Here is a 25,065-nt window from a genome sequence, read left to right on the forward strand (position 1 = left end):
TAAGACTTTGGGGCGATCCTAATCATGGTGACAGCAGGGCTGCAACCCGCGTGCGCAGGATGGGCACCACTTCTCCCTCAAACCAGGGATGTTTACGCAGCCACAGGCGGTTGCGGGGGCTGGGGTGCGGCGTTGGCAGAAAGGCCGGACCATAGTCCCGCCAGTGCGCAACCGTTTCTGCCAGGGTCTTGTGACGCCGGTCTCCCAGATAATAGGCCTGGGCATAGGCGCCGATCAGCAAGGTCAGCTCCAGTTTCGGCAGCAAAGGCCGCAACCGTGGATGCCAGCGTTCGGCGCATCCCGGCATGGGCGGCAGGTCGCCCGACTTGCCCCGGCCCGGATAACAGAGCCCGGAGGGCAGGATCGCGATCTTCGATGCATCATAGAAAACCGCGCGGTCGATCCCCATCCAATCGCGCAAGCGGTCGCCCGAGGGGTCGTTGAAGGGCAAGCCGGTGCTATGGACTTTTGTTCCCGGCGCTTGGCCGACGATCAGAATGCGCGCCGTCTCCGACGCCTGGGCCACCGGGCGGGGACCGAGCGGCAGATGATCCGCGCAGACGGTACAGGCGCGGATGTCGGCAAGCAGGCGGTCGAGCGATTCTGGCATTTTGTGAGACCAAAGAACTCGTCATCCCGCACTTGATGCGGGATCTCTAAAGATGGCGTCCGGACGGGGCAGAGCAAGCATCGGGACTCAGTTTCTGTAAGGTCGTTGCCTCAGAATATCATCGACCAGCCTGGGCAAAGCCTCGCTCGCGGGGCCCTCGTAAATTTCGTGAAAATGCGGATTGCCGGACGGCTCGGGATTAACCTCGATGCAATGGGCGCCCGCGTTTCGCGCTTCGGCGACAAAGCCTGCGGCGGGATAGACGGTGCCGGAGGTGCCGATGGCGATGAACAACTCGCAGTCGGCGACCGCCTGAGCGATCTCATCCATGAAATAGGGCATCTCGCCGAACCAGACCACGTCGGGGCGCAAAGACCCCATGGTTGCGCAGACAAGACAGCTATCGGAGGTTAAAAGGTCATCTTCCCATTGTTCTTTGGTGCCGCAGGCCGTACAGGCCCGCTTGAGAAGCTCCCCATGGATGTGCCGGAGATTTTTGGAGCCCGCGCGTTCATGCAGGTCGTCGATATTTTGGGTGACGAGCAGGAGTCCGCTGCCGCAGAGGCCCTCCAACTGGGCCAAGGCAAGATGACCGGGATTGGGGGCGACGGAGGGGTCCTTCAGCTGAGCGCGCCGTGCATTGTAGAAGGCCTGCACCCGATCCGGGTCACGGTGGAAAGCTTCCGGCGTCGCCACATCCTCGATCCTGACCTGTGACCAGATTCCTCCAGCGTCACGAAAGGTGGCGAGGCCGGAGTCGCGGCTGATGCCAGCGCCGGTCAGCACCACAATTTTGGGCTCTAAAGGGAGCCGTAAATCGCGCAGCTTCATGCCCATTCCTCATCCGGGTCCCAGTTGCCGCCGATCAGCGGATAGTCCGCTTCCAGCCGGTAGTAAGGGCCTTCGTCGGTGCGATGGCTGGAATAGAGGCCGAAGCGGTCCAGTGGAAGATCGCCTGCCTTGAACGGCTCGTGAGTCGTGCACCAGTCCAGCAGCCGGTCGGGTGGTGTGCGCTTCAACCAGGCCAGCGTGATATGGGGCGCATATTTCCGCCCCTCGGGCGGCTGGCCGGACCGCACGACGGCGCTTTCGACCTTGTCGCGCAGATGCAGGAGGCCGGGTTCCTTCTCGACCCCCGCCCAGACGCCGCGGGCATTCTCGGCCGATCCGAAGAAACCAAGGCCGGAGACGGCGACCAGCCCGGCAGGCTCCTGGATGGTTTGCAAAGCGGCATCGATATCGGCGGCCTGCCCCTCGTTTACCTCGCCGATGAAGCGCAGGGTCAGATGGAAGCTGGCGGGCGGCACCCAGTTGGCGCCGGGCAGGCCAGCTTGAAGCGGGGTCAGAAGCGCCGCCATTTCGGGCGGGACGGGAACGGCGATGAAAAGGCGTAACATGCCGCCATGCTGCCTTGGCATTGTGGCGCTTGTCAGCCGGAAAAGCGGTTAGCCATTCCTAAAGCCGTCATCCCGTGGCTCGACCACGGGATCCCCTCCGGGAGATTGTCCAATATTTACTCGGACAGTGTGGAAACGCCCTCGGAGGAGATCCCGGGATCAAGTCCCGGGATGACGAAGGAGAGGGGATGGGGCCTTACGGGCAGGGGTTCGGATTGTCCTGATGGACCTTCTCGATCTCTGCCAGGACCTCGGGCGCCAGCTTTATGTTGATTGAATCAATGTTGATTTTAAGCTGATCGACACTCGTCGCCCCGATGATGTTCGAGGTGAGGAACGGCCGGGAATTGACGTAGGCCAGCGCCATCTGCGCGGGATCGAGGCCGAACTGCTTTGCAATCCCGACGTAACGTTCTGCCGCTGCTGTGCCACGCGGGCCGGAATAGCGTTTGAAGCGCTCGAAGAGGCTTAAGCGCGATCCCTTGGGCATGGCGCCGCCCAGGTACTTACCGGTGAGCACGCCCATGGCCAGCGGCGAATAGGCCAGCAGGCCGGTCTGCTCGCGGATTGACATCTCAGCCAGGCCGACTTCATAGGAACGGTTCAGCAGGCTGTAGGGATTCTGCACCGACACGATGCGCGGGATACCCGCCTGTTCGGCCAGACGGATGCATTCCATCAGACCCCAGGGGGTTTCGTTGGACAGGCCGATATGACGGATCTTGCCCGCCTTCACGAACTCGGCCAGCACCCCCAGGGTTTCGGACAACGGCACGGCGGTTGGGGTTTCCACATGTTCGTAGCCAAGCTGGCCAAACATATTAGTCGATCGGTCGGGCCAATGGATCTGATAGAGGTCGATATAATCGGTCTGCAGACGCTTCAGGCTCTGTTCCAGCGCCTCGGTCACGCCCTTGCGGTCGGGGCGCTGATAGCCATTGCGGATATGGGCCATGCGGCGGGCAGGCAAGGCATCGCCGCCCGCGACCTTGCTGGCCAGGATGAGTTTGTCGCGCTTGCCTTTGTTCGCCGCGATCCAGGTGCCGATGAAGGTTTCGGTCAGGCCCTGGGTTTCGGCACGCGAGGGCACGGGATACATCTCGGCCGCATCCATGAAATTTATACCCTGGGCCAAGGCATAATCGATCTGCGCATGGGCTTCGGCTTCGGTATTCTGCTCGCCCCAGGTCATGGTGCCGAGGCAGATGACGCTGACATCGAGATCGGTGCGGCCGAGGCGGCGATACTGCATCGTTAATTCCTTATCGTTAGGCGGAAGCGGAACCTTGGGCTAGGATGCCCGCAAAGCGTGTCTTAAGGGCCGGAAAAGATGGACGAAATCGTACTGATACTGCTCGTCGTGCTGGTTCTGTTTGTCGGCCCATGGATCTTAATATTTACCACCCGCAGCCGATTAACCACGGTGGAGATGCGTCTGCAACAGGCGGAGGCCACCCTGCGGCGCCTGACCGCCGCGCCGCCCGCTGTCACGGTCGCGCCTGAGACGGCTACCCCAGTTCAGCCGCCGGTGCAAGAACCCGCACCCCAACAGGTTACAGAAACGCCGGCTTCGCCGCCGCCTGTTGAACCTGTCGCCGCCAAGCCCGTTGCAGCCAAGCCCGTTGCAGCCGCGCCTGTTCCTGTCAAAGCGGCCGAACCGGCAAAGCCCACCAAACCTAAGCAGTCTCTGGAAGATTGGCTGACCGGAAAGCTGGGCGTGATCGTCGGCGCCATTGCGCTCGGGTTCGGCGCGATCTTCCTGGTGAAATATTCCATCGAGGCCGGGTTGCTCGGTCCGGGCGCGCGGGTGACGGCTGGTATTGTCACCGGCATCCTGCTGCATCTGGCGGCGGAATGGACGCGGCGTCGTCCCGGCAAGGATGGCCCTGGCTATGTTCCGTCTGCCCTGGCGGCGGGCGGATCGGTTGCAATCTATGGCGCGCTTTATGCCGCCCATGGCCTCTATGGCATGCTCCCCTCTGTCATCGCTTTCCCGCTGCTGGCCTTAACGGCAGTGGGGACGGCGGCAGCGGCTTTGCTGCATGGACCGGCGGTGGCGGCCATCGCGGCGGGCCTCGTCTATCTGGCCCCGCTGTTGATCGAAAGCACCAAGCCGAACCCCGGCGTGCTGTTCGGCTATATCGCCATCGCGGGGGCGGGCTTCCTGCTGCTGGCGCGCTGGGGCGCGTGGCGCTGGCTGACGGCGGTGGTGGTCGGCGCTACGGCCCTTTGGCATATCGTCGGGCTGATCACTTTCGAAGATAAGGCCTGGTTGGAAGCGTCGCTGGCTCTGATCGTTCAGGGTGGATTCACGGCCTGGTTCCTGACCCGCCCGCCCTTGGGCAACGTGCCGGTCGGCCGATTCGGGCCGTTGGCCCTGCCGATGCCGGCCCTCGTCGCGGTGATCTCCACCGGCGTCCTGAGCGCGCTGCTGGGCTTCTGGCTCTGGGCCGCCGGGATCGGGGGCGAGGTCGCGATGATCTGGCAGTTCGCCATCGTCGGCATTCTGCTGCTGGCCCGCCGCCGCAGCGCCCTGCTGGTGATGGTGCCCTGGATGGGGATCGGCACGGCGGCGCTGGCGCTGCTCTGGCGGGTGCCGGGACCGATCGAGCAGGCCTATCAACCCTGGTTGCTGACCGGGACTCTGGTGCCAGGGGCGATCCAGGGCTATCTGACGCCGCTGATGGTCCTGGGTGCGACCTGGGCCGTGCTGGCCGGAACCATTGCGTTCGAGGTCAACCGCAAGGCGCGCGGCCTGTGGGCGACTGTCTCCGTCGCGGTGCCGTTGCTAGTCTTCGCCTTCGCCTATACACGGGTCACCGGCCTTGATACCTCGCTGCCTTTCGCCGCCGTCGGGTTGGCGCTGGCCGCAGCCTGCTTGGGCGCAGCCGAACGGATGGCGCGGCGCTTCTGGACCGATGAAGGCAATGACGAGAATGCAGCTGCCCTGGCGGCCTATGCCGCCGGCGTGCTCTGCGCCCTGTCGCTTGCCGCTGCCATGGGTCTGCGCGATAGCTGGCTGACCCTGGCGCTGTCCTTGCCCTTGCCGGGTCTCGCATGGCTGCACCAGCGTCTGAAGGTGCCGGGCCTTGGGACCTTGGCGGGTCTGTTGGCGGGTGCAGTGACGATCCGCCTCGTGCTTAATCCCGAGGTGATTGACTATGGGCTCGGTCCCTGGGGCGTGCTCTGGACTTTCGGCGCGCCTGCCATTCTGGTCGGGTTTGCGGGCTGGCTGTTCGGGGCGCTGCCGAGGCTGGCCGATGGGCTGAAGAGTGCGGCGCTGGTCTTCGTCGGTTACCTGATCGCGGCCGAGGCTCTGGTGCTGACCTCCGGCACTGTCAATCCCGAGAGCACCAGCTTCGCCTCCGCGGCTTTGACCTTCAATGGCTGGCTTGCCATCGCCCTGATCCAGCAGCGCCTGGGCCGGACCATGACGGCGCTGGTCATCCAGACGATTGCCTCGGCCTGCGTCATCTTCGGACCGCTGCTGCCGCTCAATCCGCTGTTCACCGGCGACCTGGTCGGCACGGTGCCGGTCTTCAATCTGCTGGGACTTGCCTTCGGCATGCCCGCGATCCTGTCGGCTGCCCTGGCGATCCATTGGGAGCGCTCTGGCCACGGCATTGCCGCCAAACTCTCCGGTACCTTCTCCCTGGCCCTGCTCTTTGTCTGGATCACGCTGGAGGTGCGCCGCGCCTTCTCCGGCCCGGATCTGTCGGCGGCGGATATGGCGGATGCCGAGTTCTACGCCTATTCGGCGGTCTGGCTGCTGTTCGGGCTGGGGCTGCTGGGGGCCGGTCTCTGGCGGCGGGTGAAGGCGCTGCGCCTGGGTGGCCTCGTTCTGGTCACGCTGGCGGTGGCCAAGGTGTTCCTGCTGGATATGTCGGCGCTGGAAGGGCTGATGCGCGCCCTGTCCTTCATGGGCCTGGGCGCGGCGCTGGTCGGCATCGGTTATGCCTACCAGCGCATTGCCCGCCGCTAAGACTTAGCGGGGCAGGGCCAGCATGTCGCGGGCGAGGGCCTGATCGCGCGGGTCGGGCTTTTGCGACAGGGCAGCGGTCACCCCGTCGAAATCCTCGGCGGGGCGATTCTGGCTCAGCTTAGCCTTGCCCTCGATGCTCTCGATTTCGAGGCTAAGACCGACAATCCCCTTCATGTGGGCCGCCAGGAAATCCGGCGGTGCGTCTGCCGTGCTCCAGGGCTTAGGCTCACCTGCTTCATGCCGGTTGGTCAGACTGTTCAGCAGGGCCAGCAGCCGCTCGCTGTCGCTAAAGGGCATCAGGCGGCCTGTGACCCGGATGATCGAATAGTTCCAGGTCGGTACGACCTTATGGGTCAGGGCCTTGGCGGCGTACCAGTTGGGCGAGATATAGGCGTCCGGCCCCATGAAGACGACGCTGGCGGGAATACCCTCGGCGGGGATCTTGGCGTGCGGATTGGCCTTGGCCACATGGCAGGTGAGGGCGCTGTTATCCGCCTCCACATGCCAGGGGACGGGGGTCAGATCGGGCGGGGCGCCATTCTCGCCATTGGTCAGCAATAATCCCAGCCGCGCCTCGCGAATGGCCGACAGTAGTTTTTCTTTGTCGTCGACACGAAAGGCGGGTGGGATATACATGATTTTCAGCCTTGGGAAAGAAGTTGGCGAACGGCGGGAAGAATACGCCGTACAACTTCTTCCACGCCAGCTTCATTCGGATGGATGCCGTCTGGCTGATTAAGGCTGCGCTCGGCCGCGACGCCGTCGAGAAAAAACGGATACAGCGGAACAGCGTGCTTTTCAGCCAATCTCGGGAAAGCACTATTGAAGGCGGCCGCGTAATCCTTGCCGAGGTTAGGCGGCGCCAGCATACCAGCCAGAAGCGTGGGGAGCTTCGCTGCCTTTAATTTAGTCAGAATCTGGTCGATGTTGGCTTCCATCTGCTTGGGCTCCAGCCCCCGCAGACCGTCGTTGGCACCGATCTCGACGATCACATGGGTAGGCTGATCGGCCAGCGCCCAGTCCAGGCGGTCGCGTGCGCCCGCCGATGTGTCGCCGGAAACGCCGCCATTCAGGACGGTGACATCCTCTCCGGCAGCCTTCAGGGCGGCTTCGAGGCGCACGACAAAGCCCTTGTTTGTCGGCAACCCATAGCCCGCAGCCAAGCTGTCGCCTAGGATAAGCAGGCGCTTTGCCCCCTGGGCCTTCAGGGGACTTGGCAGAAGTTGCATAAAACCGAGGGCGAGGAGGCTTCCCAACAGCCGCCTGCGTCCCCACTTCTCTTCGGTTACCGCTGATAAGTCGAGGCTTGGCATATTCATGATCGAACTCCGTGACGTCCATGTGAAGCTGGCGAGTGCAGCCGGCGAGGTCAACATCTTGCGGGGAATTGATCTGACGGTCGGGGCCGGCGAAAGCGTCGGCGTGGTCGGTCCCAGCGGCGCTGGAAAGTCTACTATGATGATGGTGATCGGCGGATTGGAGCGCGCCAGCAGCGGTTCAGTTACGGTTGCGGGTGCCGATCTGACTGGCCTCGATGAAGATAAGCTGGCCCTCTGGCGCCGGGACGCGGTGGGGATCGTTTTCCAGGCTTTCCGCCTCGTGCCGACCATGACGGCGCTGGAGAATGTGGCGGTGCCGCTGGAGCTGGCGGGCCGCGCCGATGCCTTCGAGCGGGCGGCGGCAGCGCTTGCCGATGTCGGCCTTGGCCATCGGTTGGACCATTATCCCGAACAGCTGTCGGGTGGCGAGCAGCAGCGCGTGGCGCTGGCCCGCGCCTTCGTGATCCGCCCGAAGCTGCTGATCGCGGACGAGCCGACGGGCAATCTGGATGGGGCGACCGGCAAGCAGATCATCGAACTGATGTTCAAGATGAAAGAAGAATTCGGCACCACGCTGCTGCTCATCACCCATGATCCGGCCCTCGCCCAGCGCTGTGACCGGGTCGTGCGCATTTCCGATGGCCAGCTCTCCACTCTGGAAGCTGCGGCATGAACGGCTGGGGGCTGGCCTTCACCTATGCACGTCGCGAGCTGCGCGGCGGCATCAAAGGTTTCCGCATCTTCCTGGCCTGCCTGTTCCTGGGCGTCGCCGTCATCTCGGCGGTCGGCAGCCTGTCCAGTGCCATCGTCGGCGGTCTTGCCCGTGACGCGCGCTCGATCCTGGGCGGCGATGTCGCCATCCGCCAGATCCATCAGGCGATAGCGCCTGAACAGCTCGACTGGTTGCGGCGCGAAAGCGCAGGCGTGGCCGAGATGATCGAGATGCGCGCCATGGCGATCCGGCCCGATGATGGTCGTCGGACTCTGGTGCAGCTGAAGGCGGTCGGCGACACTTACCCGCTGGTCGGGACGCTGACCTTTGCCAGCCAATTGCCGGGATCGGTCTTTGCCGTGACCGATGGCACCGTGGGCGCGGCGATCGAAAAAACTCTGGCAACCCGCCTGGATCTGAAGCTGGGTGACCGTCTGAAGGTGGGTGAGGCGGCCGTCGAAGTGCGGGCGATCCTGGATAAGGAACCCGACCGCTCCGTCAGTGCTATCGACTTCGGTCCGCGCCTGATGGTGGGGCTTGCAGCCATGCCCGCGACCGATCTGCTGCAGCCCGGCAGCCTTGCCGAATATCACTATAAGATGGTGCTGAAGCCCGGCGACACGATTGCCGATTTCCGCGCCCGCCTGCTGGCCGCCTTCCCCGATCCGCAATGGCGGGTGCGGGATCTGGGGCAGGCCTCGCCGCAGATCGAACGGTTTGTGGAGCGTATCGGCCTGTTCCTGACCCTGGTTGGTTTGACGGCCTTGCTGGTCGGCGGTGTCGGGGTTGGTAATGCCGTGGGTTCCTACCTCTCCGGCAAGACCTCGACCATCGCCACCTGGAAGGCTCTGGGTGCCCCGGCCGGTCTGATCTTCAAGACCTATCTGATGCTGGTGATGGCGATGGCGCTGCTGGGAACCCTCGGCGGCACGCTGCTGGGGTCCGTCGCCCCCTTCGCCGTCGAAGCGTTTTTCGGTGCGATCCTGCCGGTGCCGATCGCGGCTGGGTTCTATCCGGTTCCGCTGCTCAGCTCGCTTGCCTTCGGCATTCTGACCGCCCTGGCCTTCAGCCTATGGCCGCTGGGGCGGGCGCGTGAGGTTCCGGCGGCGGCCCTGTTCCGCGATGTCGTTGCCCCCCGAGGCGGGCGACCGCGCTGGACTTATCTGACCGGGATTGCCGTCTCTTCCGTTCTGCTGGCGGGTCTCGCGATTGTCGGCGCCGCCCGCCAGGATCTTGCGGCCTGGTTCGTGGGCGGCGTGGTCGCGAGCTTCATCCTGTTTCGTCTTGCAGGCCGTGGTTTGATGGCGGCGGCAAAATTCATCGGGGAGCGGCGGCGCAATCCGCGCCTGCGCCTCGCGCTCGCCAATCTTCACCGGCCCGGCGCGCCGACCGGCAGCATGGTTCTGTCCCTCGGGTTGGGGCTGACCGTGCTGGTGACGGTCGCCCTTTTGGAGGGCAATCTCAATAATCAGGTGGCCGAGCGGCTGCCGGAGCGGGCGCCCAGCTTCTTCTTCGTCGATCTCCAGTCGAGCCAGGTGGCGGATTTCGAACAGTTGGTGAAGGCGACACCGGGGCAGAGCGATCTACAACGCACGCCCACCCTGCGCGGCCGTATCATCAAGGTGAATGGCGTTCCGGCCGATCAGGTACGGGCTACCAACGATCAGGGCTGGGTGCTGGACAGCGACCGCGGCCTCACCTATTCGGCGACCATGCCGGAAGGCTCCAAGATCGTGGCCGGGCAATGGTGGGGTGCAGACTATAGCGGCCCGCCCCTCATCGCCTTCGAAAGCCGTGCGGCTGCAGGCCTGGGTGTCGGAGTCGGCGATACGTTGACCGTGAATGTCCTGGGGCGCGAAGTGACCGGCAAGATCGCGGTCTTGCGTGAAATCGAATGGGGTAATCTGGCGCTCAACTTCGCCATCGTCTTTTCACCGGGTCTGCTGGACAAGGCCCCGCATACCCATATTGCCACCGTCCATGTGCCGCCTGCCCAGGAAGAAGCGCTGCTGCGTAGCGTCACCGACCGTTTTCCCAATGTGACGGCGGTGCGGGTGCAGGATGCGCTGGATGCCGCGACCGAGGTGCTGGAAGGCATCGCGGCTGCCGCCCGCGCCGTGACCCTGCTGACCCTGTCCGTCGGCACCCTTGTGCTGGCGGGAGCCATGCTGGCGGGTCACCATCGGCGGGTCTATGACGCCGTGGTGTTGAAAGTCTTAGGTGCCACGCGACGCGATATCGCCGGGGCTTTCCTGTTGGAATATGGGCTGCTGGGGCTTGGTACGGGACTGGTCGCGGCGGCGGTCGGGATCACGGCATCCTGGGCGGTCACGGTTTTCCTGATGCGAGCGCAATGGGTCTTTCTGCCCGGCACCGTGATGGTGACGATCCTGATCTGCCTGGCGCTGACCTTGGCGATTGGGTTTGCCGGGACCTGGCGGGCATTGGGCCAGAAGGCCGGGCCGCTGCTCAGGAATGCTTAAACAGGTTGACCTGTGGCGTTCACGATCAGGTGAACATAGAGCAGGATGGTCTGGACGCTGTCTCCGCCGCGTGAAAACGGCAGGAACAGCGTCTCTATCTCCAGGTATTTGCCGTCGCAGGATTGGGCTTCTTCCCAATCCAGCATTGGGCGCCTTGCGCCAATGACGGTCGTGTAATTGGTAAAGACCTCTTCCAACGAGCGACCGTAGTAGCCTTCGCCGACAGTCCTGCCGACCGGATTCTTGCCCCGCAGGCTGATAAGCCGTTCGGCCATAAGGCGATAGGTGAGCGTCAGCTCGGGTTCGTAGGAGACTTCCACCTGCCCCAGGTTGTTGATCCAGGGTTTCAGGACGGCAGGATCGAGGCGGCGGCGGTCGGGGATCGTGTCATTCCCTCGCAACTCGTGCCAAAGATCAATCAGGGCCAGGGTCTGCGGAGCGGCACGACCAGCAATCACCAGTGGATCGGTCGAGCGGGGATAGGCCACCCCCACTTCTGCCGTCACCTGCTTTGCCAGCATGTTAACCTCTTCGAAACCATAATTCGGACCGAACGACTGTCTGCCAATATTGGCAAGATGACGACTGTCAGGTCTGCGAGGGTAACCTTTTATTAAGAAAGCTTCAAGACTTCGGCGGGGCTTTCCTTGACTGCGGATGGAATGCCTGATGTCAGTGGAATATCCAGCTGTCCACTGGCCATAGTCTGTCGAAGCAACAGTGCGACCCCGGCGCAGGCGCGGCCAAAGGCATCGACGGCGTCTTTGCTGTTCAGGAAATGACCCAGGAACAGCGCGGCAAACATATCGCCCGATCCGTCGAAGCGCCGCTCGAATGCCGGTTGCCGGACGAGCCAGGCGCCGTTGGCGTCGACCATCAGGGTTTCCAGAATTCCGGCTTCGGTGGCGGGGGTTTTCAGCGAGGTGACGAAGACTCGGGCGGGACCGAGGGAGCGCGCGGCGGCGATAGCGGCAGCCGTATCGGCGAGCGGACCGCCCGTCAGATATTCCAGCTCGAACTGGTTCGGGGTGGCTATATCCGCGATGGGCAGCAGGTCCTGGCGGATGGCGGGCGGGACGGTCGGGCGGACATAGAGGGCGCCATGATCGCCGACATCATGGTCGCCCATGACGGGGTCCAGCAGATAGAGCGCGTCCGGATTAGCGCGCTTCACGGCGGCAACACTGGCGGCGATGGCGGTCGTATTGCCCGCATCTCCCAGGTAGCCGGAGATCACCGCCTGACAGCGGGTGAAGATCTCCTGCTCCTCTAGGCCCAGCAGTAGATCTGCAACCTCGGCCGGCGGGGTCACCCGCCCGCGAAATTTGCTGCGGCCAGGGTGGTTCGAGAAGGTAACGGTATCCACGGCCCAGACCTCATGCCCCAGATACTGCAGGGGCAGAACGGCGGCGGCATTGCCGACATGGCCTTGAATGACGCGGGATTGGATCGAAAGGACGGACACGGGCAACGCTCATCCAAGGGGTCGATGAAACGCTTATAGACCGCCTATGACTACCCCGCGCCAGGAAAATTGTCCTGATCCGCCATGCGATTGTGTCGAGAGCGCGTATAAGCGCGTATAAGCGCTATGGTCGTATGAAAAAGGGATTGGGAAGAATGAACTTGGAGATTTTGGGCCTGGGCGAGGCGATGGTTGAATTCAATGCCGCCCGTGGCGAAGCCGGTCAATTTCTCCAAGGGTTCGGGGGTGATACCTCCAACACTGTTATCGCCGCCAGCCGTCAAGGCGCGACGACGGGCTACCTGTCCGCCGTCGGCAACGATGTCTTCGGTGGGATGCTGTTGGATCTCTGGCAGGCTGAGGGTGTGTCGCACAAGGCGGTGGAGATTTCCGAAACCGCCCCGACTGGCATCTATTTTGTCACCCATGGTCCGAACGGCCATGAATTCACCTACTATCGCGCCGGTTCGGCTGCGGCGGCCCTGCAGGCGGACAAGCTACCCCGGACGGCCATCGAAGCAGCGCAGATTCTTCACCTGTCCGGTATCAGCCTTGCCATTTCCGCCGAGGCCTGCGACGCGGCATTGGCCGCCATTGCCATCGCAAAAAAGGCTCGCCGTCTCGTCTCCTTCGATACCAACTTGCGCCTGAAGCTTTGGCCGCTGGACCGGGCCCGCGCGATGATCCATGCGGTTGCCGCTAAAGCCGACATTCTGCTGCCCTCGGTCGATGAAGCCCGCACCCTGACCGGCCTTATTCAGCCTGAAGAGATCGCCGATTTCTATCTGGGCCTGGGGTGCCCGCTGGTAGTGATGAAGCTGGGCAAAGAAGGCGCATTGGTCAGCGATGCCTCCGGTAAAGACCGGATCGCGGGGCTGCCGGTCCAGGCTGTGGATGCCACCGGCGCGGGCGATACGTTCGACGGGGCGTTCCTGGCCGAGTATCTGCGCACCAAAGATGCCCGCAAGGCCGCACGCTACGGTAATGCCGCCGCCGCTCTCTCGACCCAGGGATACGGCGCCGTCGCTCCTATTCCCCGCCGAGAAGAGGTAGAGGCGTTCCTAGCCAGCCGGGGCTAACCGAAGATCAGGTTATAGATCACCGGAATCAGGATCGCGGTCGCCAGGGCATTAAGCCCCATGGCGAGGCCGGAGAAGGCGCCCGCGACCTCATTCACCTGGATGGCGCGGGCGGTGCCGATGCCATGGGCGGCGACGCCGGTGGCAAAGCCACGGATCCGCCAGTCCTTGATCCGCAGTAGATTGAGTGTTCCGGTCGCCAGCATCGCCCCGATGATGCCGGTCAGGATGACGGCGACGGCGGTCAGCGACGGCAGGCCGCCTAATTGCTCCGAAACGCCCATGGCGACAGGCGTCGTCACGGATTTAGGCGCGAGGCTGCGCAAGGTGCGCTCGCTCGCCCCCAGTAGCCAGGCAATGCCGACGGCCGAGGCGGACGCAGTCAAAGATCCGGCGATGATCGCCAGCAGCATGGCCTTGGCCGATTTCTTCACCTGCTGAAACTGGCGATAGAGCGGAATGGCGAGAGCGACGGTCGCCGGACCCAGCAGGAAATGCACAAACTGTGCGCCGGAGAAGTAAGTGCGATAGTCGGTGCCGGTGGCCAGCAGCAGCGCCACCAGCAACACCACGGCGATCAGCACCGGATTGAGCAGCGGGTTCATGCCACCCCGTCGATAGAGCCAGATCCCGACCTGATAAGCGATCAGCGTCAGGGTGAGCGCCAGCAGGGGGCTGGTCGAAAGATAGACCCAGACTTGGGTGAAATCGCCGTTCATGGCTGCTTCTCGCCGCTGGTACCCTTAGGCAGGGTCAGCTTCATCACCAGCGCAGTGACCGCAATCGTCACCACGGTCGAGATGATCAGCGATCCTGCAATCGGCAGCCATTCTTCGCGGATCAGCGCCAGATGGGCCATGACCCCGACCCCGGCGGGAACAAACAGCAGCGACAGATGCTGCAGCAGGAAGCCGCCGACTTTTTCGATATCCTTTGGCACGCCGCCCCGGATCACCAGGCCGATGAACAGGATCAGCATGCCGATTACCGGACCCGGTAACGGCAGGGTACGAAATCTTACCAGCGCCTCGCCCGCAAGTTGGCAGATCAAAAGCAGGGTCAAGGCGGGCAGCATTGTAGATCCTTATGTCTGGGCAGGCGTTTTACCCTGGCCCATTGCGCTCCGACTGTCAGGCGTGATTTTCTGGAAGTTGAGGAAACGGTTATTGTGGGCGTGCAAATAATATGGTCGATACACCATCCTGGTCTCAAGGCTACGTCACGGATACGGGCTATACTCACGGCTTCTATCGCGAGTTATCGCCAGCGATCATAACCTACGCCCTGCGCCTGGCGGGCCGCCGCGCACCGGATATCGATAAGCCCTTCACCTATTGCGAATTGGGGTTCGGCCAGGGGATGACCCTCAATGCGCTCGCCGCCGCTTTCCCGCATGGTGAGTTCTGGGGCACCGACTTCAATCCCGACCATGCCGCCCAGGCCAAAATGATGGCCGATGGCGCCGGGCTGTCTAACCTCAAGGTCTTCGACGCCTCCTTCCAGGATTTTGCCGAGGCGGCAACGCCGCAGTTCGACTTCATTGTCTTCCATGGCATCTGGTCGTGGATTATCCCCGAAGCACGCCAGGGGATTCTCGATTTTGTGCGCAAAAAGCTCAAAGTCGGCGGCGCCGTCTATATCAGCTTCAATGCCCTGCCCGGTTGGGGGCCTGCCGCGCCCCTTCGGCATCTGCTCTATGAATTCGGCCGCACCCAGGGTGGCGGCACGGTTGATAAGATCGATAAGGCGCTCGATTTCGCAACCAAGCTTGTGGAAAGCAAGCAGGGTTTCTTCGGGTCGGTCGGCGGTCTCGACAAGCGGGTCGAACAGATCCGCAAACACAACCGCCGCTATGTCGCCCACGAATATTTTAACGAAGCCTGGACGCCGGATTATTTCTCCGACATCGCGGCCTCCATGGGCGAAGCCAAGCTGTCCTATGCCGGGTCGGCCAATCCGCTCGATGGGTTCGACCATCTCAATCTGTCGGCGACGGCAAAGCCATTGCTGGCAGAGGCAAAGGACCCGATCTTCCGCGAGGTTCTGCGCGACTTCCTGCTGAACCGTCAGTTCCGGCGCGATCTGTTCCTGCGGGGCAACCTGACGCTGCCGACCCAGGAGCGTTCAGCCCAGTTGCTCGGCACCCGCTTTGTTCTGACCGTTGCCCGTTCTTCCATCCCTGAGAAGGTCAAGCTGCCGCTGGGCGAAATGCAGTTGAAGGCGGAAATCTACGATCCGCTGCTCGACGCCCTGGCCGCCGGGCCGGTTATGCTGTCGAGCCTGATTGGAAAGCCAGAGTTCGCCAAGATCACGCCTAACATGCTGATAGAAGCCTCAGCCGTGCTGACGGGTCTGAATTATGCCCATCCTGTGGGGTCGGAGAGTCTGATCGCGGCCCGTAAGGCGCTGGTCGGCCGCCTCAACCAGATGATGCTTGGCCAGTTCCTGGCGGGCGAAGCGGGGGATCGTCTCATCTCTCCCGTCACTGGCAGTGAAGTGGTGGCGTCGGTCAATGACCGTTTGTTCGTCGAAGCCTTGCAGGCTAAGGCGAAAGATCCGGTCGCCCATGCTGCAAATCGTCTGACGCGCCTTGGACTCTCGCTCAATGCGGGCGAAAAGCGTCTGACCACGGTCGCTGACATCGTGCCGGTCTTAACCGGAGTCTATAAGACATTCACCGAGAAGACGTTGCCGGTCTATAAGCAGCACGGCATCCTCTAGTTGCTATAGGCGAAGCGTCATCCTGGGATCTCCTATGGCGGTTGTTTCCCGTTAGGCGTTTCCTCGGGCTCGACCCGAGGATCCAGCTTTCCGCAAGCCGCACTGGAGCTCTGAAGAGTCAAAAGGCGGCCTCGGGTTTTCCTGGGCCGCCTTCATGATTCTTACCAATATTCGTGCTGGAAAAAATCAGACCGACAAGTCGAGCCTATGCTGATTTGCCTGATCGATATCTTCCTGCCGTTCCTCCTCACGCTCCCACTGGGACTTGCGCCAGACCTTCTCCGACGCCTCGGCAGGCTTGGCTGCCCGGCGTATGATGGTCGGCGCTGCCGCCGGAGTCGCTTCTTGAGGGCGCACTTGAGCGGCACCCGCTAAAGCATTGAGAACAGGATTAATCGGGGGTGTAATCACCATTTGCCAATCCTTCTATTCTGGCCGGATCGACCGGTATTTCTCGATTACTGAAGCTCTACAATACCACGACTTAAGGGCGATTTTGAGTCAATTTCTGCGGGCAGGGGCGGTGTAGCTGACACGCCAGATGGTACGCGAGGTATCGTCGGCGATCAGCAAGGCGCCGTCGGCCGCCACCGCCAGACCGGCCGGGCGTCCCCAGACCTCGGCCCGCTCCGTCCCGCCGGTGCGGAAGCCGCTGGCAAAGACTTCATAGCCACCCTTGGGTCGCCCGTTTGCGAAAGGCACCCGCACGATCTGATAGCCGCGCGGCGATCCTGCATTCCAGGAACCGCGCAGGGCGACAAAGGCATCGCCGCGCATCTCGGCCGGGAACATGCGGGCATCATAGAAAACCAGACCGATGGGGGCGGAATGGGCGCGGAAGAGCAGATCCGGCATTTGCGTCTTGGCGACCAGATCCGGGCGACGTTCGGCAAATCCCGGCTGCGGGTTGGGGCCAAGGTAGGCATAGGGCCAGCCATAGAATGCACCGGGGGCCACCTGGGTCAGGTAATCGGGGACAAGACCGTCGCCCAAGCCATCCCGCTCGTTGACGACGGTCCAGAGGCGGTCGGTTTCGGGATAGATCGCCATGCCGACCGGGTTGCGCAGGCCCGAAGCGACCAGACGCCGGTCGCTGCCGTCGGCGGCAAAGCTGATGATGCTGGCGCGGGGGGCTTCCTCTTCCTCCACGTTGGATCGGCTGCCAACCCCGACATAGAAGCGGTCGCCGGTCGCATTGAAGGCGAGGCTGCGGGTGGAATGTCCGGTGCCAGAACCCAGCGCGCCGCTGGCCGTGATCCGCTGGGGCGGAGAGGTCGGGGCCTGCTGCCCTGCGCGATAGCTGGCCCGCCAGACCCCCTCGGTATCTGCGACATAGAGCGTATTGCCCTGGAAGGCCATGCCGAAGGGGCGGTTCAAGCCGGTCATGAAGGCATTCGCCCGGTCGGCGCGACCGTCGCCATTCTCGTCGCGCAGGATGCTGATCTGTCCTGCCGTGCTCTCCGCCACCATCACCGCGCCGTCGGGGGCAATCGCGATGTTGCGGGGATGCAGCATATTGTCGGCGAAAACCTGGGCCTTGAAGTTCTCCGGCACCTGAAGCCCGGCGCCCGAGGGGCGGGGAATGATGCGCGGTCCGTTGGTGGCGCTGGGGGTCGCATAAGGCGCTGGCAGCTCACGCGGATTGACGGTGATCGCCGTGCCCGGTGCCTCCTGGGCCAGGGCCGGACCTGCAAGGGCAGCCGCGAGGGCCAAGTATAGGGCGGAGGGGACCAGATGCTGTTTCATGGGGCTGAAAGTTGTCTTCCCGCTATCTTCCGTCAAGTCTTGGCTGAAGGTTGCGGTAAATTCAGTACCCGGTCCGGTTTAGGGCTGGTATTGTCCGCCCACTTTCAGACCGATGTCGGCGCCCCGATTTCGGCCGCATTTAAGAAGAAAAATTGATCCGTGCCGCCGATCTTAAAGCTCCTTCGTCCCCATCAGTGGGTTAAGAACGCCTTCATCCTGGCGCCGTTGTTCTTCACACCGGCGGCCGTGAACGCGCAGAATTTCGGCCGCATCGCGCTGGGCGTGATCGCCTTCTGCGCGCTCGCCAGTGCGGTCTATATCCTCAACGACTATATGGATCGGGAAACCGACCGGCAGCATCCTTCCAAGCGCAACCGGCCGCTGGCGGCTGGGACCGTGTCGGAAGTGGCGGCGCTGATCCTGATGGTGGTGCTGGCGGCCTGGGGTCTGGTGATCGCCGGGCTGCTGAATACGACCTTCCTGTTCATCAGCATCGGCTATCTGGTGGTGAACCTCGCCTATTCGACGGCACTGAAGCGGGTCGCGATCCTCGACGTCATGCTGGTCGCGCTGGGCTATGTGCTGCGTGTGGAAGGCGGGGCGGCGATCATTGGCGTCCCGGCCAGCGTCTGGATCCTGGTCTGCACCGGCCTTGTGTCGCTGTTCATCGCGCTGGCCAAGCGCCGCGATGATATCGTCAAGGACCTGGGCGCCGGACACCGCCAGTCGCTGGCGGGCTATAATATCCCCTTCCTCGATACCTCGATCGCCATTGTGCTGGCGGGCCTGCTGGTCAGCTACCTGATCTATACGACCGAGCCCGAGGCGGCGCTGAAGTTCGGCACCGACAAGCTGTATCTGACCACGCCGTTTGTGATCATGGGCGTGTTGCGCTACCTCCAGATCGCCCTGGTGGAGGAGCGGTCCGGCTCGCCGACCCAGATCGTGCTGACCGACAAATTCCTCATCCTGTGCGTCGTCGCCTGGGCGGCGACTTTCGCGGCGCTCATCTATGTCTGAAAAAATGGGCGACGGGCGCCTCAAGCGCCTGGAGTTCGCTGTGATCCTGGCCGTGATCGCCTTCGTCGCGATCATGGGCGGTGTCGCGATCTGGCGCGGGGCCGATCAGATCCTCGCCCATGTCTATAGCGTTCCGGGCACGATCATCGCTGCGCTGCTGGGCCTGTCGGTCTTCAATTACGCCGTACGGGCGATCCGCTGGCATGTCTTTTCGACCAGCCTTGGCGTGCGCCTGCCGTTTTTCCAGAATGCGTCGATCTTCGTCGGCGGTTTTGCGCTGACCACGACCCCCGGTAAGGCGGGCGAGGCATTGCGCCTCTGGCTGCTGGAGAAGGGGTACGGCTACAGTTACAGCCGGGTGACGCCGCTGTTCGTCGGCGACCGCCTGTCGGACATGCTGGCAATCCTGGTGCTCTGCATCGCGGGCGTCGGCGCCTTTTCCGCCTATGCCAACTGGATCTTCGCGATTGCTGTCGGCATGACGCTGGTCATGATCCCCTTCCTGCGTCCGGCTACCCTCGATTGGGTCGTCAATCGCCTGTGGGGGCTGGTGGGGCGGCGCAAGCCGCGCCTGTTCGCCAAGATCCGCGCCGCCCTACGCGGGACGGCAGCGCTTTTCACGCCCAAGCTGTTCGGGACCGGCTTTGCGCTGGCGCTGATCGGCTGGCTGGCGGAGGCCTGGTCGTTTCAGCTGCTGCTGCAGGCGCTGGGCTATAACCTCAGCCTGCTGCAAGCAATGTTCGTCTTTACCTTCGCCCTGATCGCCGGAACCCTGTCGATGCTGCCCGGCGGTCTGGGGGGGGCCGAGGCGGTGATGATGGCTTTGCTAACCTCCCTGGGTGTCGGGTTCGACGAAGCCCTGGCCGCGACCGTGATCATTCGTCTGACCACCCTCTGGTTTTCCACCGCGCTCGGCTTTGCGGTGCTGCCCTGGCCGTTGCGGCGGGCACGGCGCGGCCGGGCTTAAGGAGCGGATCTATGCGCGCTAAAACTCTGCAGCTTTCCGGCTGGGGTCGCCGCCCCGTCGCCCAGGCCGATGCCTACCGCCCGGAAAAACTGAGCGAAGCCAAGGCGGTGCTGACCACGACCGAAACCTCGCTGCTGGCGCGCGGCAATGGCCGCTCCTACGGCGATCAGGCGCTGAATTCCGGCGGCGTGGTCATGCTGACCGAGCGTCTGGACCGCCTGATGAGCTTCGATGCCGAAACGGGCGAGCTGGCAGCCGAGGCCGGTATCTCTCTGCGCGATATCCAGCGCCTGTTTGTCCCGCGTGGCTGGATCCTGCCGGTCAGCCCCGGCACCGGCTTTGCCACCCTGGGCGGCGCCATCGCCAATGATGTCCATGGCAAGAACCACGATCACGTCGGTAGCTTCGGCAGCCATGTGACCTGGATCGAGCTGCTGCTGGCGTCTGGCGAGGTGAAGCGGATCACGGCAGAGAGCGATCCCGCCCTGTTTGCCGCCACCCTCGGCGGCTGCGGCCTGACGGGGGTCATCCTGTCGGCAGGCGTGCGTCTGGCAAAGGCGCCCAGCAACGCCTACCGCGTGACGGAACGCCGGATCGGTGATCTGACGAGCTTCATGGCAGCGCTGGAAGAGGCGCGGCACAATTCGGCCTATTCGGTGGGCTGGATCGACGGTATGGCGCGCGGCGCGCATCTGGGGCGCGGCGTGCTGGAGACGGCGGATTTCGCCCCGACCTCCCTGCCCGAACAGCAGAAGCACGCCAAGCGGGTGCCGTTCGATTTCCCCGGCTTTGCCCTGAACGGCCTGTCGGTCAGCCTGTTCAACAAGTTCTATGACCGCCGGGTCCCCGTGACTGGGCGCGAGCGCACGACCTATTACAGCAATTTCCTCTATCCGCTCGATGCCTTGCGCGACTGGAACAAGATCTACGGCAAGAAGGGCTTTGTGCAGTTTCAATGCGTGATCCCCGACGTCACGGCGGCTGAAGGGCTGAAGTGGCTGCTGGAGGAGATCAGCGCCGCCCGTGCCGCCTCCTTCCTGGCTGTCCTGAAGACGCTGGGCGGCGATGGGCGCGGCATGCTGTCCTTCCCGACCCGTGGCTATACGCTGGCCCTGGATTTCCCCTGGAAGGACGCCAGCACGACCGATCTGATGCGGCGGCTTGAGCGCATCACCCTCAATCACGGCGGCCGGATCTATCTGGCCAAGGACAGCGCCTTGAGCGCGGAAGGCTTTGCCGAGATGTATCCGCGCCTTGGCGAATTCCGCAGCGTGCTGGAGGAGGTGGATCCCCAAGGCCGCTTTGCCTCCGACCAGTCCCGCCGTCTGAAGATCCGGAGCGCATCATGAGCAGCAAGGCAATCGCAAGCCAGACCGGCCGCACCTGGCTGATCCTTGGCGCAACCTCTCCCATCGCGCGCGCCTTTGCCCGCCATGTCGCCGAAGCCGGTGGCCGCGTGCTGCTGGCCGGACGCGATACCCAGGAACTGGCGCGGATCGCAGGCGATCTGACTATTCGCGGTGCGCCCGAGGTCCTGGCCCTGCCGTTCGATGCCGCCGACATGGGCAGCCATGCCGGTTTTGCCAGCGCCGTAAAGGAAGCGGCCCCCGCTGGCAGCCTCGACATCTACCTTGGGTTCGGCGTGATGCCGGAACAGACGGATATGGAGGCCGATCCTGCGCTCGCCTTGAGCTGTATCGCAGGGAACTATAGCGGCGCCGTCTCCGTGCTGCTGCATCTGGCGCCGCACCTCGAAGCCGGGCACCAGGGACGGGTGGTGGTGGTTGGCTCGGTCGCGGGTGACCGTGGCCGTCTCAAGAACCATATCTACGGGTCGGCCAAGGCGGGTCTTGCGACCTTTGCGGCGGGTCTGCGCAACCGCTTGAACAGGTCGGGCGTCACGGTGACGACGGTGAAGCCGGGCTTCCTCGACACCGGCATGACCTGGGGGCTGCCGGGGATCTTCCTGGCCGCGGCGCCCGAAGATGCAGCGCGTGCGATGCTGAAAGCGGCCCTGAAGGGCAAGGAAGTGGTCTATGTCCCGTTCTTCTGGGAACTGATCATGCTGATCATCAAGTCGGTGCCGGAGAAGATCTTCAAGAAGCTCGCGATCTGATAAACGGGGCGACCGCACGCTGGGAGACGGCGTGGTAGAGGCTCGCCCCGGACGCCGTAACCAGCATCGCCTGGATCAGAACGCTCAAGACTATGACGTCTCGGGGGGCTGCCGAGAAATAAAGCCCGACCCGCGTCAGCTGGACGACGCTCAGCACCAGAAGTATGCCTTTGATCATTCGCAGCTCAGGCACATTCCAGCAGGTCGCGAGCGAGATGATGACCAAGGTCGAGGTGAAGACCGGCGAGATGCCTGAAAAGGTCGTGGTTTCCCAGCCGAGGCGTTGACCGATGAAGGCGGTGATGCCCCCTGCCAGCGACCAGCCGAAGATCTTGAAATGCGAGAGATCCGGAAGACCCCGCCAACGCATGAGGCCCCGCCAATACAGCGCTGCGGGCAGGATCCCTAAAGCAACGAGCACCGGTGTCAACCAGACCAGATCCCACTCAGGACGACGGATCTGCAGGATCAGGCTGTTCATCACATAGACCAGCAGCATCACCCCCCATTCACCGGCGCCGACGGCGGGTCTGCGGCTCAGCAGCAAGAGACCGATAACACCCGTGCACATCACGAACAGGAGAGTGAGCATGGTAATGATGGTTTGGGCGTCGAAAAGGGACCACATGCTGCGGACTTTGTCTTAGAATTGACCCAGGGTACACCAGTTTTTATTCATCGCACCTTGTGAGGGGCTGTGGTGCTCACTTACTGAAATCTTTGAGGTCAGGAGCGCTCGTTCAGTGCTTCGGTACGGCGAGCGACTGCGCGGTAGAGGGCGATACCCTGAACCATCACCAGAGCCGCGAGCGTCAGAAGCAGGATAATCTGTAACAGCGGTTCAGGGGGTATCAGATACATACCGACGCGGACCACCTGTACGACGGCCAGAACGGCCAGGAGGCGCGAGCAGAACTCAAGCCCGGGGCTGCGCCATGCCTGTCCGGCGGCATAGCCTAGGATGACACTGGTGAAGGCTGGAGAAACCGCCAAATCCATATGACCAGGCGCCAAGCTGACACGCACGATATTAAGGACCAGAAGAGTCGTCAGCGGTACGAAGATGAGCGTACGGCGCGACGGCGTCAGCCCATTCCAACGATGGATGCCGTTCAAAACCAGCATGCAGGTCAGAACGGCCAGTCCGATGCCGATGTTCAGGGGGAGCCAGTCGAAGCGCGGTTGACGGATCAGCAGCAGCATCGTGCTGGCAACATAGAGCAGCAGCCCGAACCCCCACTCAGCAGCCCCCGGCGTTGGCCGACGGCTGAGCAGCAGCAACCCGACAACGCCGGTGCACATTGCCAGCAGCAAGGCGACCAGAGTGACGGAAGTCCGCGCATCGAAGATTGACCACATGCCGCAGGCTAGCGCTTTTTCGCGCCCGCCGCACCAGACTTGAGCGGGTATCTGGGTAAGTTCAGTTCGTATTAAGTGCCAGCGCGCGGCTGGGCAGTAGGATCCGCCAGCGTTGGGTCAGCAGGACGGTGTCGTTGCCATAGGTCGTCAGCAGCATGACGGCAAAGGATCGACCTGATTTCGAGGGTGGTAGCAGGTCCACGATCTCGGCTTCCACCCGCAGCTCCTCGCCCGGCAGCATGGGGCGTTTGAAGCGGATATCGTTGACTTCCGCCCCTATCAGCGGGGTGCCGCCCAACCAGTCGGCCTCTGCCGCCAGCCGCATGGTCAGGCACAGGGCCTGCCAACCGCTGCCGACCAGCTGGCCGAAAAAAGTATCCTTGGCGGCTTCTTCGTCGAGATGCATCGGCTGCGGGTCATAGGTCGCAGCGAATTCCTTGATGCTATCGGCGGTCACATGGGCGATGCCGGTCGAAAAACTCTGACCGATCAAAAGGTCTTCGAAATAAAGCGGATCCCTGACAGCGCTCATCATGCGGAAGCCTCTTTGGATAAAAGAAGAGGGCCTCCCGTGTTCAACACCAGGGGGCCCTCTTCCATAGCGCTTACATATTGATCGTTCTGCCGTTGGCTGCCAAGCCCGCTTCTTTGATCACTTCACTGACCGTCGGATGGGCGTGGCAGGTGCGGGCGACATCTTCACCCGACGCGCCGAACTCCATCGCCAGCGTCAGTTCGGCGATCAGGGTGCCGGCTTCGGCGTGAATGATATGGCCGCCGAGGATCTTGTCCTTGTCGTCGGTCAGGATCTTCACGAAGCCTTCCGAATCGCCGTTGGCGCGGGCGCGGGCGTTGATCGAGAAGGGGACCTTGCCGATCTTGTAGGCGATGCCCGCGGCTTTGAGTTCCTCTTCGGTCTTGCCGACCGAGGCGACTTCCGGCGCGGTATAGATGACCGACGGGATCACGTCGTAATTCACGTGACCATGCTGGCCTGCCAGGATCTCGGCAATCGCGACGCCTTCTTCCTCGGCCTTATGGGCCAGCATCGGACCGTCGATCACGTCACCGATGGCGTAGACGGACGGCACGTTCGAGCGGAAATGCTTGTCGACCTTCACCCGGCCCTTGGCATCGCGCTCGACACCCACCGTGTCGAGGCCGAGGCCATCGGTGTAGGGCTTGCGGCCGATGGAGACCAGAACCACGTCGGCTTCCAGGGTTTCGGCGGCACCACCGGCGGCCGGTTCGACCGTGACGGTCGCGCCCTTCTTGGTCTTGTCGATCTTGGTGACCTTGGTCGCCAGTTTGAAGTCCATGCCCTGCTTGGTCAGGATGCGCTGCAGCTGCTTGGAAATCTCGCCGTCCATGGTCGGGGTGATCTTGTCCAGGAACTCCACCACGGTGACCTGGGCGCCCAGGCGCTGCCAGACCGAACCCAGTTCCAGGCCGATGACGCCGCCGCCGATGACGATCAGCTTGCCCGGCACCTTCTCCAGGGTCAGCGCGCCGGTCGAGGACACGACGGTCTTTTCGTCGATCTCGACACCCGGCAGGCCGGTCACGTCCGAACCGGTGGCGATGATGATGTGCTTGGCTTCGATCGTCTGGGTGCCGCCTGCGTTCAGCGTCACTTCGATGGTGTTCGGGCCGGTCAGCTTGGCCGCGCCGACGATGCCGGCGACCTTGTTCTTCTTGAACAGGAACTCGATGCCCTTGGTGACGTCGGTGACGACCTTGTCCTTGCGGGCCAGCATCTTGGCCAGATCCAGCTTCACGCCACCCAGGGTGAAGCCATGGTCTTCCAGGCCGTGCTGGGCGTGATGATAGAGTTCCGACGACTTCAGCATCGCCTTGGACGGAATGCAGCCGACGTTCAGGCAGGTGCCGCCGAAGGCCCCGCGCTTGTCGATACAGGCGGTCTTGAAGCCCAACTGGGCAGCGCGGACCGCGCCGACATAGCCACCTGGGCCGCCACCGATGAACACAACGTCGAAGCTCTGATCCGCCATAACCGTTTCCTTCACAAAGGCAGCGTAACTGTCGGCCTTTGATTACCTCAAGGCAGGCCAGAAGGAAAGCGACGAGG

Annotated in this window: 25 protein-coding genes; 9 read left to right on the forward strand and 16 right to left on the reverse strand. The window is 63.1% G+C overall.

Annotated elements, in window-relative coordinates; translation table 11 throughout:
- Positions 1 to 22: 22 nt before the first annotated feature.
- The 4 genes from ACFSM5_RS02175 to ACFSM5_RS02190 all read right to left on the reverse strand — a co-directional run bounded on the left by ACFSM5_RS02175 (position 23) and on the right by ACFSM5_RS02190 (position 3,259).
- Positions 23 to 610, reverse strand: a complete 588-nt coding sequence (locus tag ACFSM5_RS02175; RefSeq protein WP_379874592.1) for a uracil-DNA glycosylase family protein — start codon at positions 608 to 610, stop codon at positions 23 to 25.
- A gap of 87 nt (positions 611 to 697) precedes the next feature.
- Positions 698 to 1,441, reverse strand: a complete 744-nt coding sequence (locus tag ACFSM5_RS02180) for an NAD-dependent deacylase (protein ID WP_379874593.1) — start codon at positions 1,439 to 1,441, stop codon at positions 698 to 700.
- The gene (gene thpR / locus ACFSM5_RS02185) at positions 1,438 to 2,007 is read right to left on the reverse strand and encodes an RNA 2',3'-cyclic phosphodiesterase (RefSeq protein WP_379874594.1); all 570 of its coding nucleotides are present in this window, start codon (positions 2,005 to 2,007) and stop codon (positions 1,438 to 1,440) included. The genes ACFSM5_RS02180 and thpR overlap by 4 nt, the downstream gene beginning before the upstream one ends.
- A 196-nt stretch (positions 2,008 to 2,203) precedes the next feature.
- The gene (locus ACFSM5_RS02190) at positions 2,204 to 3,259 is read right to left on the reverse strand and encodes an NADP(H)-dependent aldo-keto reductase (RefSeq protein ID WP_379874595.1); all 1,056 of its coding nucleotides are present in this window, start codon (positions 3,257 to 3,259) and stop codon (positions 2,204 to 2,206) included.
- Between the two features lie 78 nt (positions 3,260 to 3,337).
- Here ACFSM5_RS02190 and ACFSM5_RS02195 point away from each other — a divergent pair, with 78 nt between their 5' ends.
- Entirely contained in the window at positions 3,338 to 5,989 is a 2,652-nt protein-coding gene (locus ACFSM5_RS02195; protein WP_379874596.1) for a DUF2339 domain-containing protein, read from the forward strand.
- A 3-nt stretch (positions 5,990 to 5,992) separates the two neighbouring features.
- Here ACFSM5_RS02195 and ACFSM5_RS02200 read toward each other — a convergent pair whose 3' ends face one another.
- Positions 5,993 to 6,625, reverse strand: coding sequence for an FMN-binding negative transcriptional regulator (locus tag ACFSM5_RS02200; RefSeq protein WP_379874597.1), 633 nt, complete (start codon positions 6,623 to 6,625; stop codon positions 5,993 to 5,995).
- A 5-nt stretch (positions 6,626 to 6,630) separates the two neighbouring features.
- Positions 6,631 to 7,308, reverse strand: coding sequence for an arylesterase (locus tag ACFSM5_RS02205; protein WP_379874598.1), 678 nt, complete (start codon positions 7,306 to 7,308; stop codon positions 6,631 to 6,633).
- Between ACFSM5_RS02205 and ACFSM5_RS02210 the strand changes: the two genes are divergently transcribed.
- Both ACFSM5_RS02210 and ACFSM5_RS02215 read left to right on the forward strand, forming a co-directional pair.
- On the forward strand, positions 7,307 to 7,981 hold the full coding sequence (locus ACFSM5_RS02210) for an ABC transporter ATP-binding protein (RefSeq protein ID WP_379874599.1): 675 nt from the start codon (positions 7,307 to 7,309) through the stop codon (positions 7,979 to 7,981). The two genes, ACFSM5_RS02205 and ACFSM5_RS02210, sit on opposite strands and share 2 nt — an antisense overlap.
- Complete coding sequence (locus ACFSM5_RS02215; protein WP_379874600.1) at positions 7,978 to 10,503, forward strand: ABC transporter permease; 2,526 nt, start codon at positions 7,978 to 7,980, stop codon at positions 10,501 to 10,503. The genes ACFSM5_RS02210 and ACFSM5_RS02215 overlap by 4 nt, the downstream gene beginning before the upstream one ends.
- On the opposite strand, the gene ACFSM5_RS02220 is transcribed toward ACFSM5_RS02215, so the two are convergent.
- On the reverse strand, positions 10,500 to 11,024 hold the full coding sequence (locus ACFSM5_RS02220) for a PAS domain-containing protein (protein WP_379874601.1): 525 nt from the start codon (positions 11,022 to 11,024) through the stop codon (positions 10,500 to 10,502). The two genes, ACFSM5_RS02215 and ACFSM5_RS02220, sit on opposite strands and share 4 nt — an antisense overlap.
- A 92-nt stretch (positions 11,025 to 11,116) precedes the next feature.
- Positions 11,117 to 11,968 carry a pyridoxal kinase gene (gene pdxY, locus ACFSM5_RS02225; RefSeq protein ID WP_379874602.1) on the reverse strand — a complete coding sequence of 284 codons (852 nt, stop codon included), beginning with the start codon at positions 11,966 to 11,968 and terminating at the stop codon, positions 11,117 to 11,119.
- A 155-nt stretch (positions 11,969 to 12,123) separates the two neighbouring features.
- Here pdxY and ACFSM5_RS02230 point away from each other — a divergent pair, with 155 nt between their 5' ends.
- The gene (locus ACFSM5_RS02230) at positions 12,124 to 13,047 is read left to right on the forward strand and encodes a sugar kinase (protein ID WP_379874603.1); all 924 of its coding nucleotides are present in this window, start codon (positions 12,124 to 12,126) and stop codon (positions 13,045 to 13,047) included.
- Here the strand turns inward: ACFSM5_RS02230 and ACFSM5_RS02235 are convergent.
- Positions 13,044 to 13,766 carry an LrgB family protein gene (locus ACFSM5_RS02235; RefSeq protein WP_379874604.1) on the reverse strand — a complete coding sequence of 241 codons (723 nt, stop codon included), beginning with the start codon at positions 13,764 to 13,766 and terminating at the stop codon, positions 13,044 to 13,046. The two genes, ACFSM5_RS02230 and ACFSM5_RS02235, sit on opposite strands and share 4 nt — an antisense overlap.
- On the reverse strand, positions 13,763 to 14,122 hold the full coding sequence (locus tag ACFSM5_RS02240; protein ID WP_379874605.1) for a CidA/LrgA family protein: 360 nt from the start codon (positions 14,120 to 14,122) through the stop codon (positions 13,763 to 13,765). Before ACFSM5_RS02240 ends, ACFSM5_RS02235 begins: the two co-directional genes overlap by 4 nt.
- A 110-nt stretch (positions 14,123 to 14,232) precedes the next feature.
- Here ACFSM5_RS02240 and ACFSM5_RS02245 point away from each other — a divergent pair, with 110 nt between their 5' ends.
- Positions 14,233 to 15,768, forward strand: coding sequence for a class I SAM-dependent methyltransferase (locus ACFSM5_RS02245; RefSeq protein WP_379874606.1), 1,536 nt, complete (start codon positions 14,233 to 14,235; stop codon positions 15,766 to 15,768).
- A 186-nt stretch (positions 15,769 to 15,954) separates the two neighbouring features.
- On the opposite strand, the gene ACFSM5_RS02250 is transcribed toward ACFSM5_RS02245, so the two are convergent.
- Together ACFSM5_RS02250 and ACFSM5_RS02255 are read right to left on the reverse strand one after the other, a co-directional pair.
- Complete coding sequence (locus ACFSM5_RS02250) at positions 15,955 to 16,182, reverse strand: hypothetical protein (protein ID WP_379874607.1); 228 nt, start codon at positions 16,180 to 16,182, stop codon at positions 15,955 to 15,957.
- An 87-nt stretch (positions 16,183 to 16,269) separates the two neighbouring features.
- Positions 16,270 to 17,514: a PQQ-dependent sugar dehydrogenase gene (locus ACFSM5_RS02255; protein ID WP_379874608.1), complete on the reverse strand. Its 1,245-nt coding sequence runs from the start codon at positions 17,512 to 17,514 to the stop codon at positions 16,270 to 16,272.
- Between the two features lie 159 nt (positions 17,515 to 17,673).
- Here ACFSM5_RS02255 and ACFSM5_RS02260 point away from each other — a divergent pair, with 159 nt between their 5' ends.
- From ACFSM5_RS02260 to ACFSM5_RS02275, 4 genes are read left to right on the forward strand one after another with little or no spacing between them, the layout of a single operon-like run.
- Entirely contained in the window at positions 17,674 to 18,534 is an 861-nt protein-coding gene (locus ACFSM5_RS02260) for a decaprenyl-phosphate phosphoribosyltransferase (RefSeq protein ID WP_379874609.1), read from the forward strand.
- Positions 18,527 to 19,501 carry a lysylphosphatidylglycerol synthase transmembrane domain-containing protein gene (locus ACFSM5_RS02265; protein ID WP_379874610.1) on the forward strand — a complete coding sequence of 325 codons (975 nt, stop codon included), beginning with the start codon at positions 18,527 to 18,529 and terminating at the stop codon, positions 19,499 to 19,501. Before ACFSM5_RS02260 ends, ACFSM5_RS02265 begins: the two co-directional genes overlap by 8 nt.
- A gap of 11 nt (positions 19,502 to 19,512) precedes the next feature.
- A complete protein-coding gene (locus ACFSM5_RS02270; RefSeq protein ID WP_379874611.1) occupies positions 19,513 to 20,850 on the forward strand; it encodes an FAD-binding protein in 1,338 nt (445 codons plus the stop codon).
- Complete coding sequence (locus ACFSM5_RS02275; RefSeq protein WP_379874612.1) at positions 20,847 to 21,617, forward strand: SDR family NAD(P)-dependent oxidoreductase; 771 nt, start codon at positions 20,847 to 20,849, stop codon at positions 21,615 to 21,617. Before ACFSM5_RS02270 ends, ACFSM5_RS02275 begins: the two co-directional genes overlap by 4 nt.
- Here ACFSM5_RS02275 and ACFSM5_RS02280 read toward each other — a convergent pair.
- The 4 genes from ACFSM5_RS02280 to lpdA all read right to left on the reverse strand — a co-directional run bounded on the left by ACFSM5_RS02280 (position 21,598) and on the right by lpdA (position 24,988).
- Positions 21,598 to 22,245, reverse strand: a complete 648-nt coding sequence (locus ACFSM5_RS02280) for a hypothetical protein (protein ID WP_379874613.1) — start codon at positions 22,243 to 22,245, stop codon at positions 21,598 to 21,600. The genes ACFSM5_RS02275 and ACFSM5_RS02280 overlap by 20 nt on opposite strands.
- Positions 22,246 to 22,343: 98 nt before the next feature.
- Complete coding sequence (locus ACFSM5_RS02285; protein WP_379874614.1) at positions 22,344 to 22,976, reverse strand: hypothetical protein; 633 nt, start codon at positions 22,974 to 22,976, stop codon at positions 22,344 to 22,346.
- Positions 22,977 to 23,037: 61 nt separating this feature from the next.
- Entirely contained in the window at positions 23,038 to 23,508 is a 471-nt protein-coding gene (locus tag ACFSM5_RS02290) for a MaoC/PaaZ C-terminal domain-containing protein (RefSeq protein WP_379874615.1), read from the reverse strand.
- A gap of 73 nt (positions 23,509 to 23,581) precedes the next feature.
- Positions 23,582 to 24,988, reverse strand: a complete 1,407-nt coding sequence (lpdA, locus tag ACFSM5_RS02295; protein WP_379874616.1) for a dihydrolipoyl dehydrogenase — start codon at positions 24,986 to 24,988, stop codon at positions 23,582 to 23,584.
- Positions 24,989 to 25,065: the final 77 nt, after the last annotated feature.

This window comes from Lacibacterium aquatile (assembly GCF_042683105.1).
Classification (GTDB): Bacteria; Pseudomonadota; Alphaproteobacteria; order Elsterales; family Elsteraceae; genus Lacibacterium; species Lacibacterium aquatile.

Bases quoted from the DNA above. Each gene is read 5' to 3' on its own strand.
- ACFSM5_RS02175 (WP_379874592.1), bottom strand. From the start codon at position 610: ATGCCAGAATCGCTCGACCGCCTGCTTGCCGACATCCGCGCCTGTACC.
- ACFSM5_RS02180 (WP_379874593.1), bottom strand. From the start codon at position 1,441: ATGAAGCTGCGCGATTTACGGCTCCCTTTAGAGCCCAAAATTGTGGTG.
- thpR (WP_379874594.1), bottom strand. From the start codon at position 2,007: ATGTTACGCCTTTTCATCGCCGTTCCCGTCCCGCCCGAAATGGCGGCG.
- ACFSM5_RS02190 (WP_379874595.1), bottom strand. From the start codon at position 3,259: ATGCAGTATCGCCGCCTCGGCCGCACCGATCTCGATGTCAGCGTCATC.
- ACFSM5_RS02195 (WP_379874596.1), top strand. From the start codon at position 3,338: ATGGACGAAATCGTACTGATACTGCTCGTCGTGCTGGTTCTGTTTGTC.
- ACFSM5_RS02200 (WP_379874597.1), bottom strand. From the start codon at position 6,625: ATGTATATCCCACCCGCCTTTCGTGTCGACGACAAAGAAAAACTACTG.
- ACFSM5_RS02210 (WP_379874599.1), top strand. From the start codon at position 7,307: ATGATCGAACTCCGTGACGTCCATGTGAAGCTGGCGAGTGCAGCCGGC.
- ACFSM5_RS02205 (WP_379874598.1), bottom strand. From the start codon at position 7,308: ATGAATATGCCAAGCCTCGACTTATCAGCGGTAACCGAAGAGAAGTGG.
- ACFSM5_RS02215 (WP_379874600.1), top strand. From the start codon at position 7,978: ATGAACGGCTGGGGGCTGGCCTTCACCTATGCACGTCGCGAGCTGCGC.
- ACFSM5_RS02220 (WP_379874601.1), bottom strand. From the start codon at position 11,024: ATGCTGGCAAAGCAGGTGACGGCAGAAGTGGGGGTGGCCTATCCCCGC.
- ACFSM5_RS02230 (WP_379874603.1), top strand. From the start codon at position 12,124: ATGAACTTGGAGATTTTGGGCCTGGGCGAGGCGATGGTTGAATTCAAT.
- ACFSM5_RS02235 (WP_379874604.1), bottom strand. From the start codon at position 13,766: ATGAACGGCGATTTCACCCAAGTCTGGGTCTATCTTTCGACCAGCCCC.
- ACFSM5_RS02240 (WP_379874605.1), bottom strand. From the start codon at position 14,122: ATGCTGCCCGCCTTGACCCTGCTTTTGATCTGCCAACTTGCGGGCGAG.
- ACFSM5_RS02245 (WP_379874606.1), top strand. From the start codon at position 14,233: ATGGTCGATACACCATCCTGGTCTCAAGGCTACGTCACGGATACGGGC.
- ACFSM5_RS02250 (WP_379874607.1), bottom strand. From the start codon at position 16,182: ATGGTGATTACACCCCCGATTAATCCTGTTCTCAATGCTTTAGCGGGT.
- ACFSM5_RS02255 (WP_379874608.1), bottom strand. From the start codon at position 17,514: ATGAAACAGCATCTGGTCCCCTCCGCCCTATACTTGGCCCTCGCGGCT.
- ACFSM5_RS02265 (WP_379874610.1), top strand. From the start codon at position 18,527: ATGTCTGAAAAAATGGGCGACGGGCGCCTCAAGCGCCTGGAGTTCGCT.
- ACFSM5_RS02270 (WP_379874611.1), top strand. From the start codon at position 19,513: ATGCGCGCTAAAACTCTGCAGCTTTCCGGCTGGGGTCGCCGCCCCGTC.
- ACFSM5_RS02275 (WP_379874612.1), top strand. From the start codon at position 20,847: ATGAGCAGCAAGGCAATCGCAAGCCAGACCGGCCGCACCTGGCTGATC.
- ACFSM5_RS02280 (WP_379874613.1), bottom strand. From the start codon at position 22,245: ATGTGGTCCCTTTTCGACGCCCAAACCATCATTACCATGCTCACTCTC.
- ACFSM5_RS02285 (WP_379874614.1), bottom strand. From the start codon at position 22,976: ATGTGGTCAATCTTCGATGCGCGGACTTCCGTCACTCTGGTCGCCTTG.
- ACFSM5_RS02290 (WP_379874615.1), bottom strand. From the start codon at position 23,508: ATGAGCGCTGTCAGGGATCCGCTTTATTTCGAAGACCTTTTGATCGGT.
- lpdA (WP_379874616.1), bottom strand. From the start codon at position 24,988: ATGGCGGATCAGAGCTTCGACGTTGTGTTCATCGGTGGCGGCCCAGGT.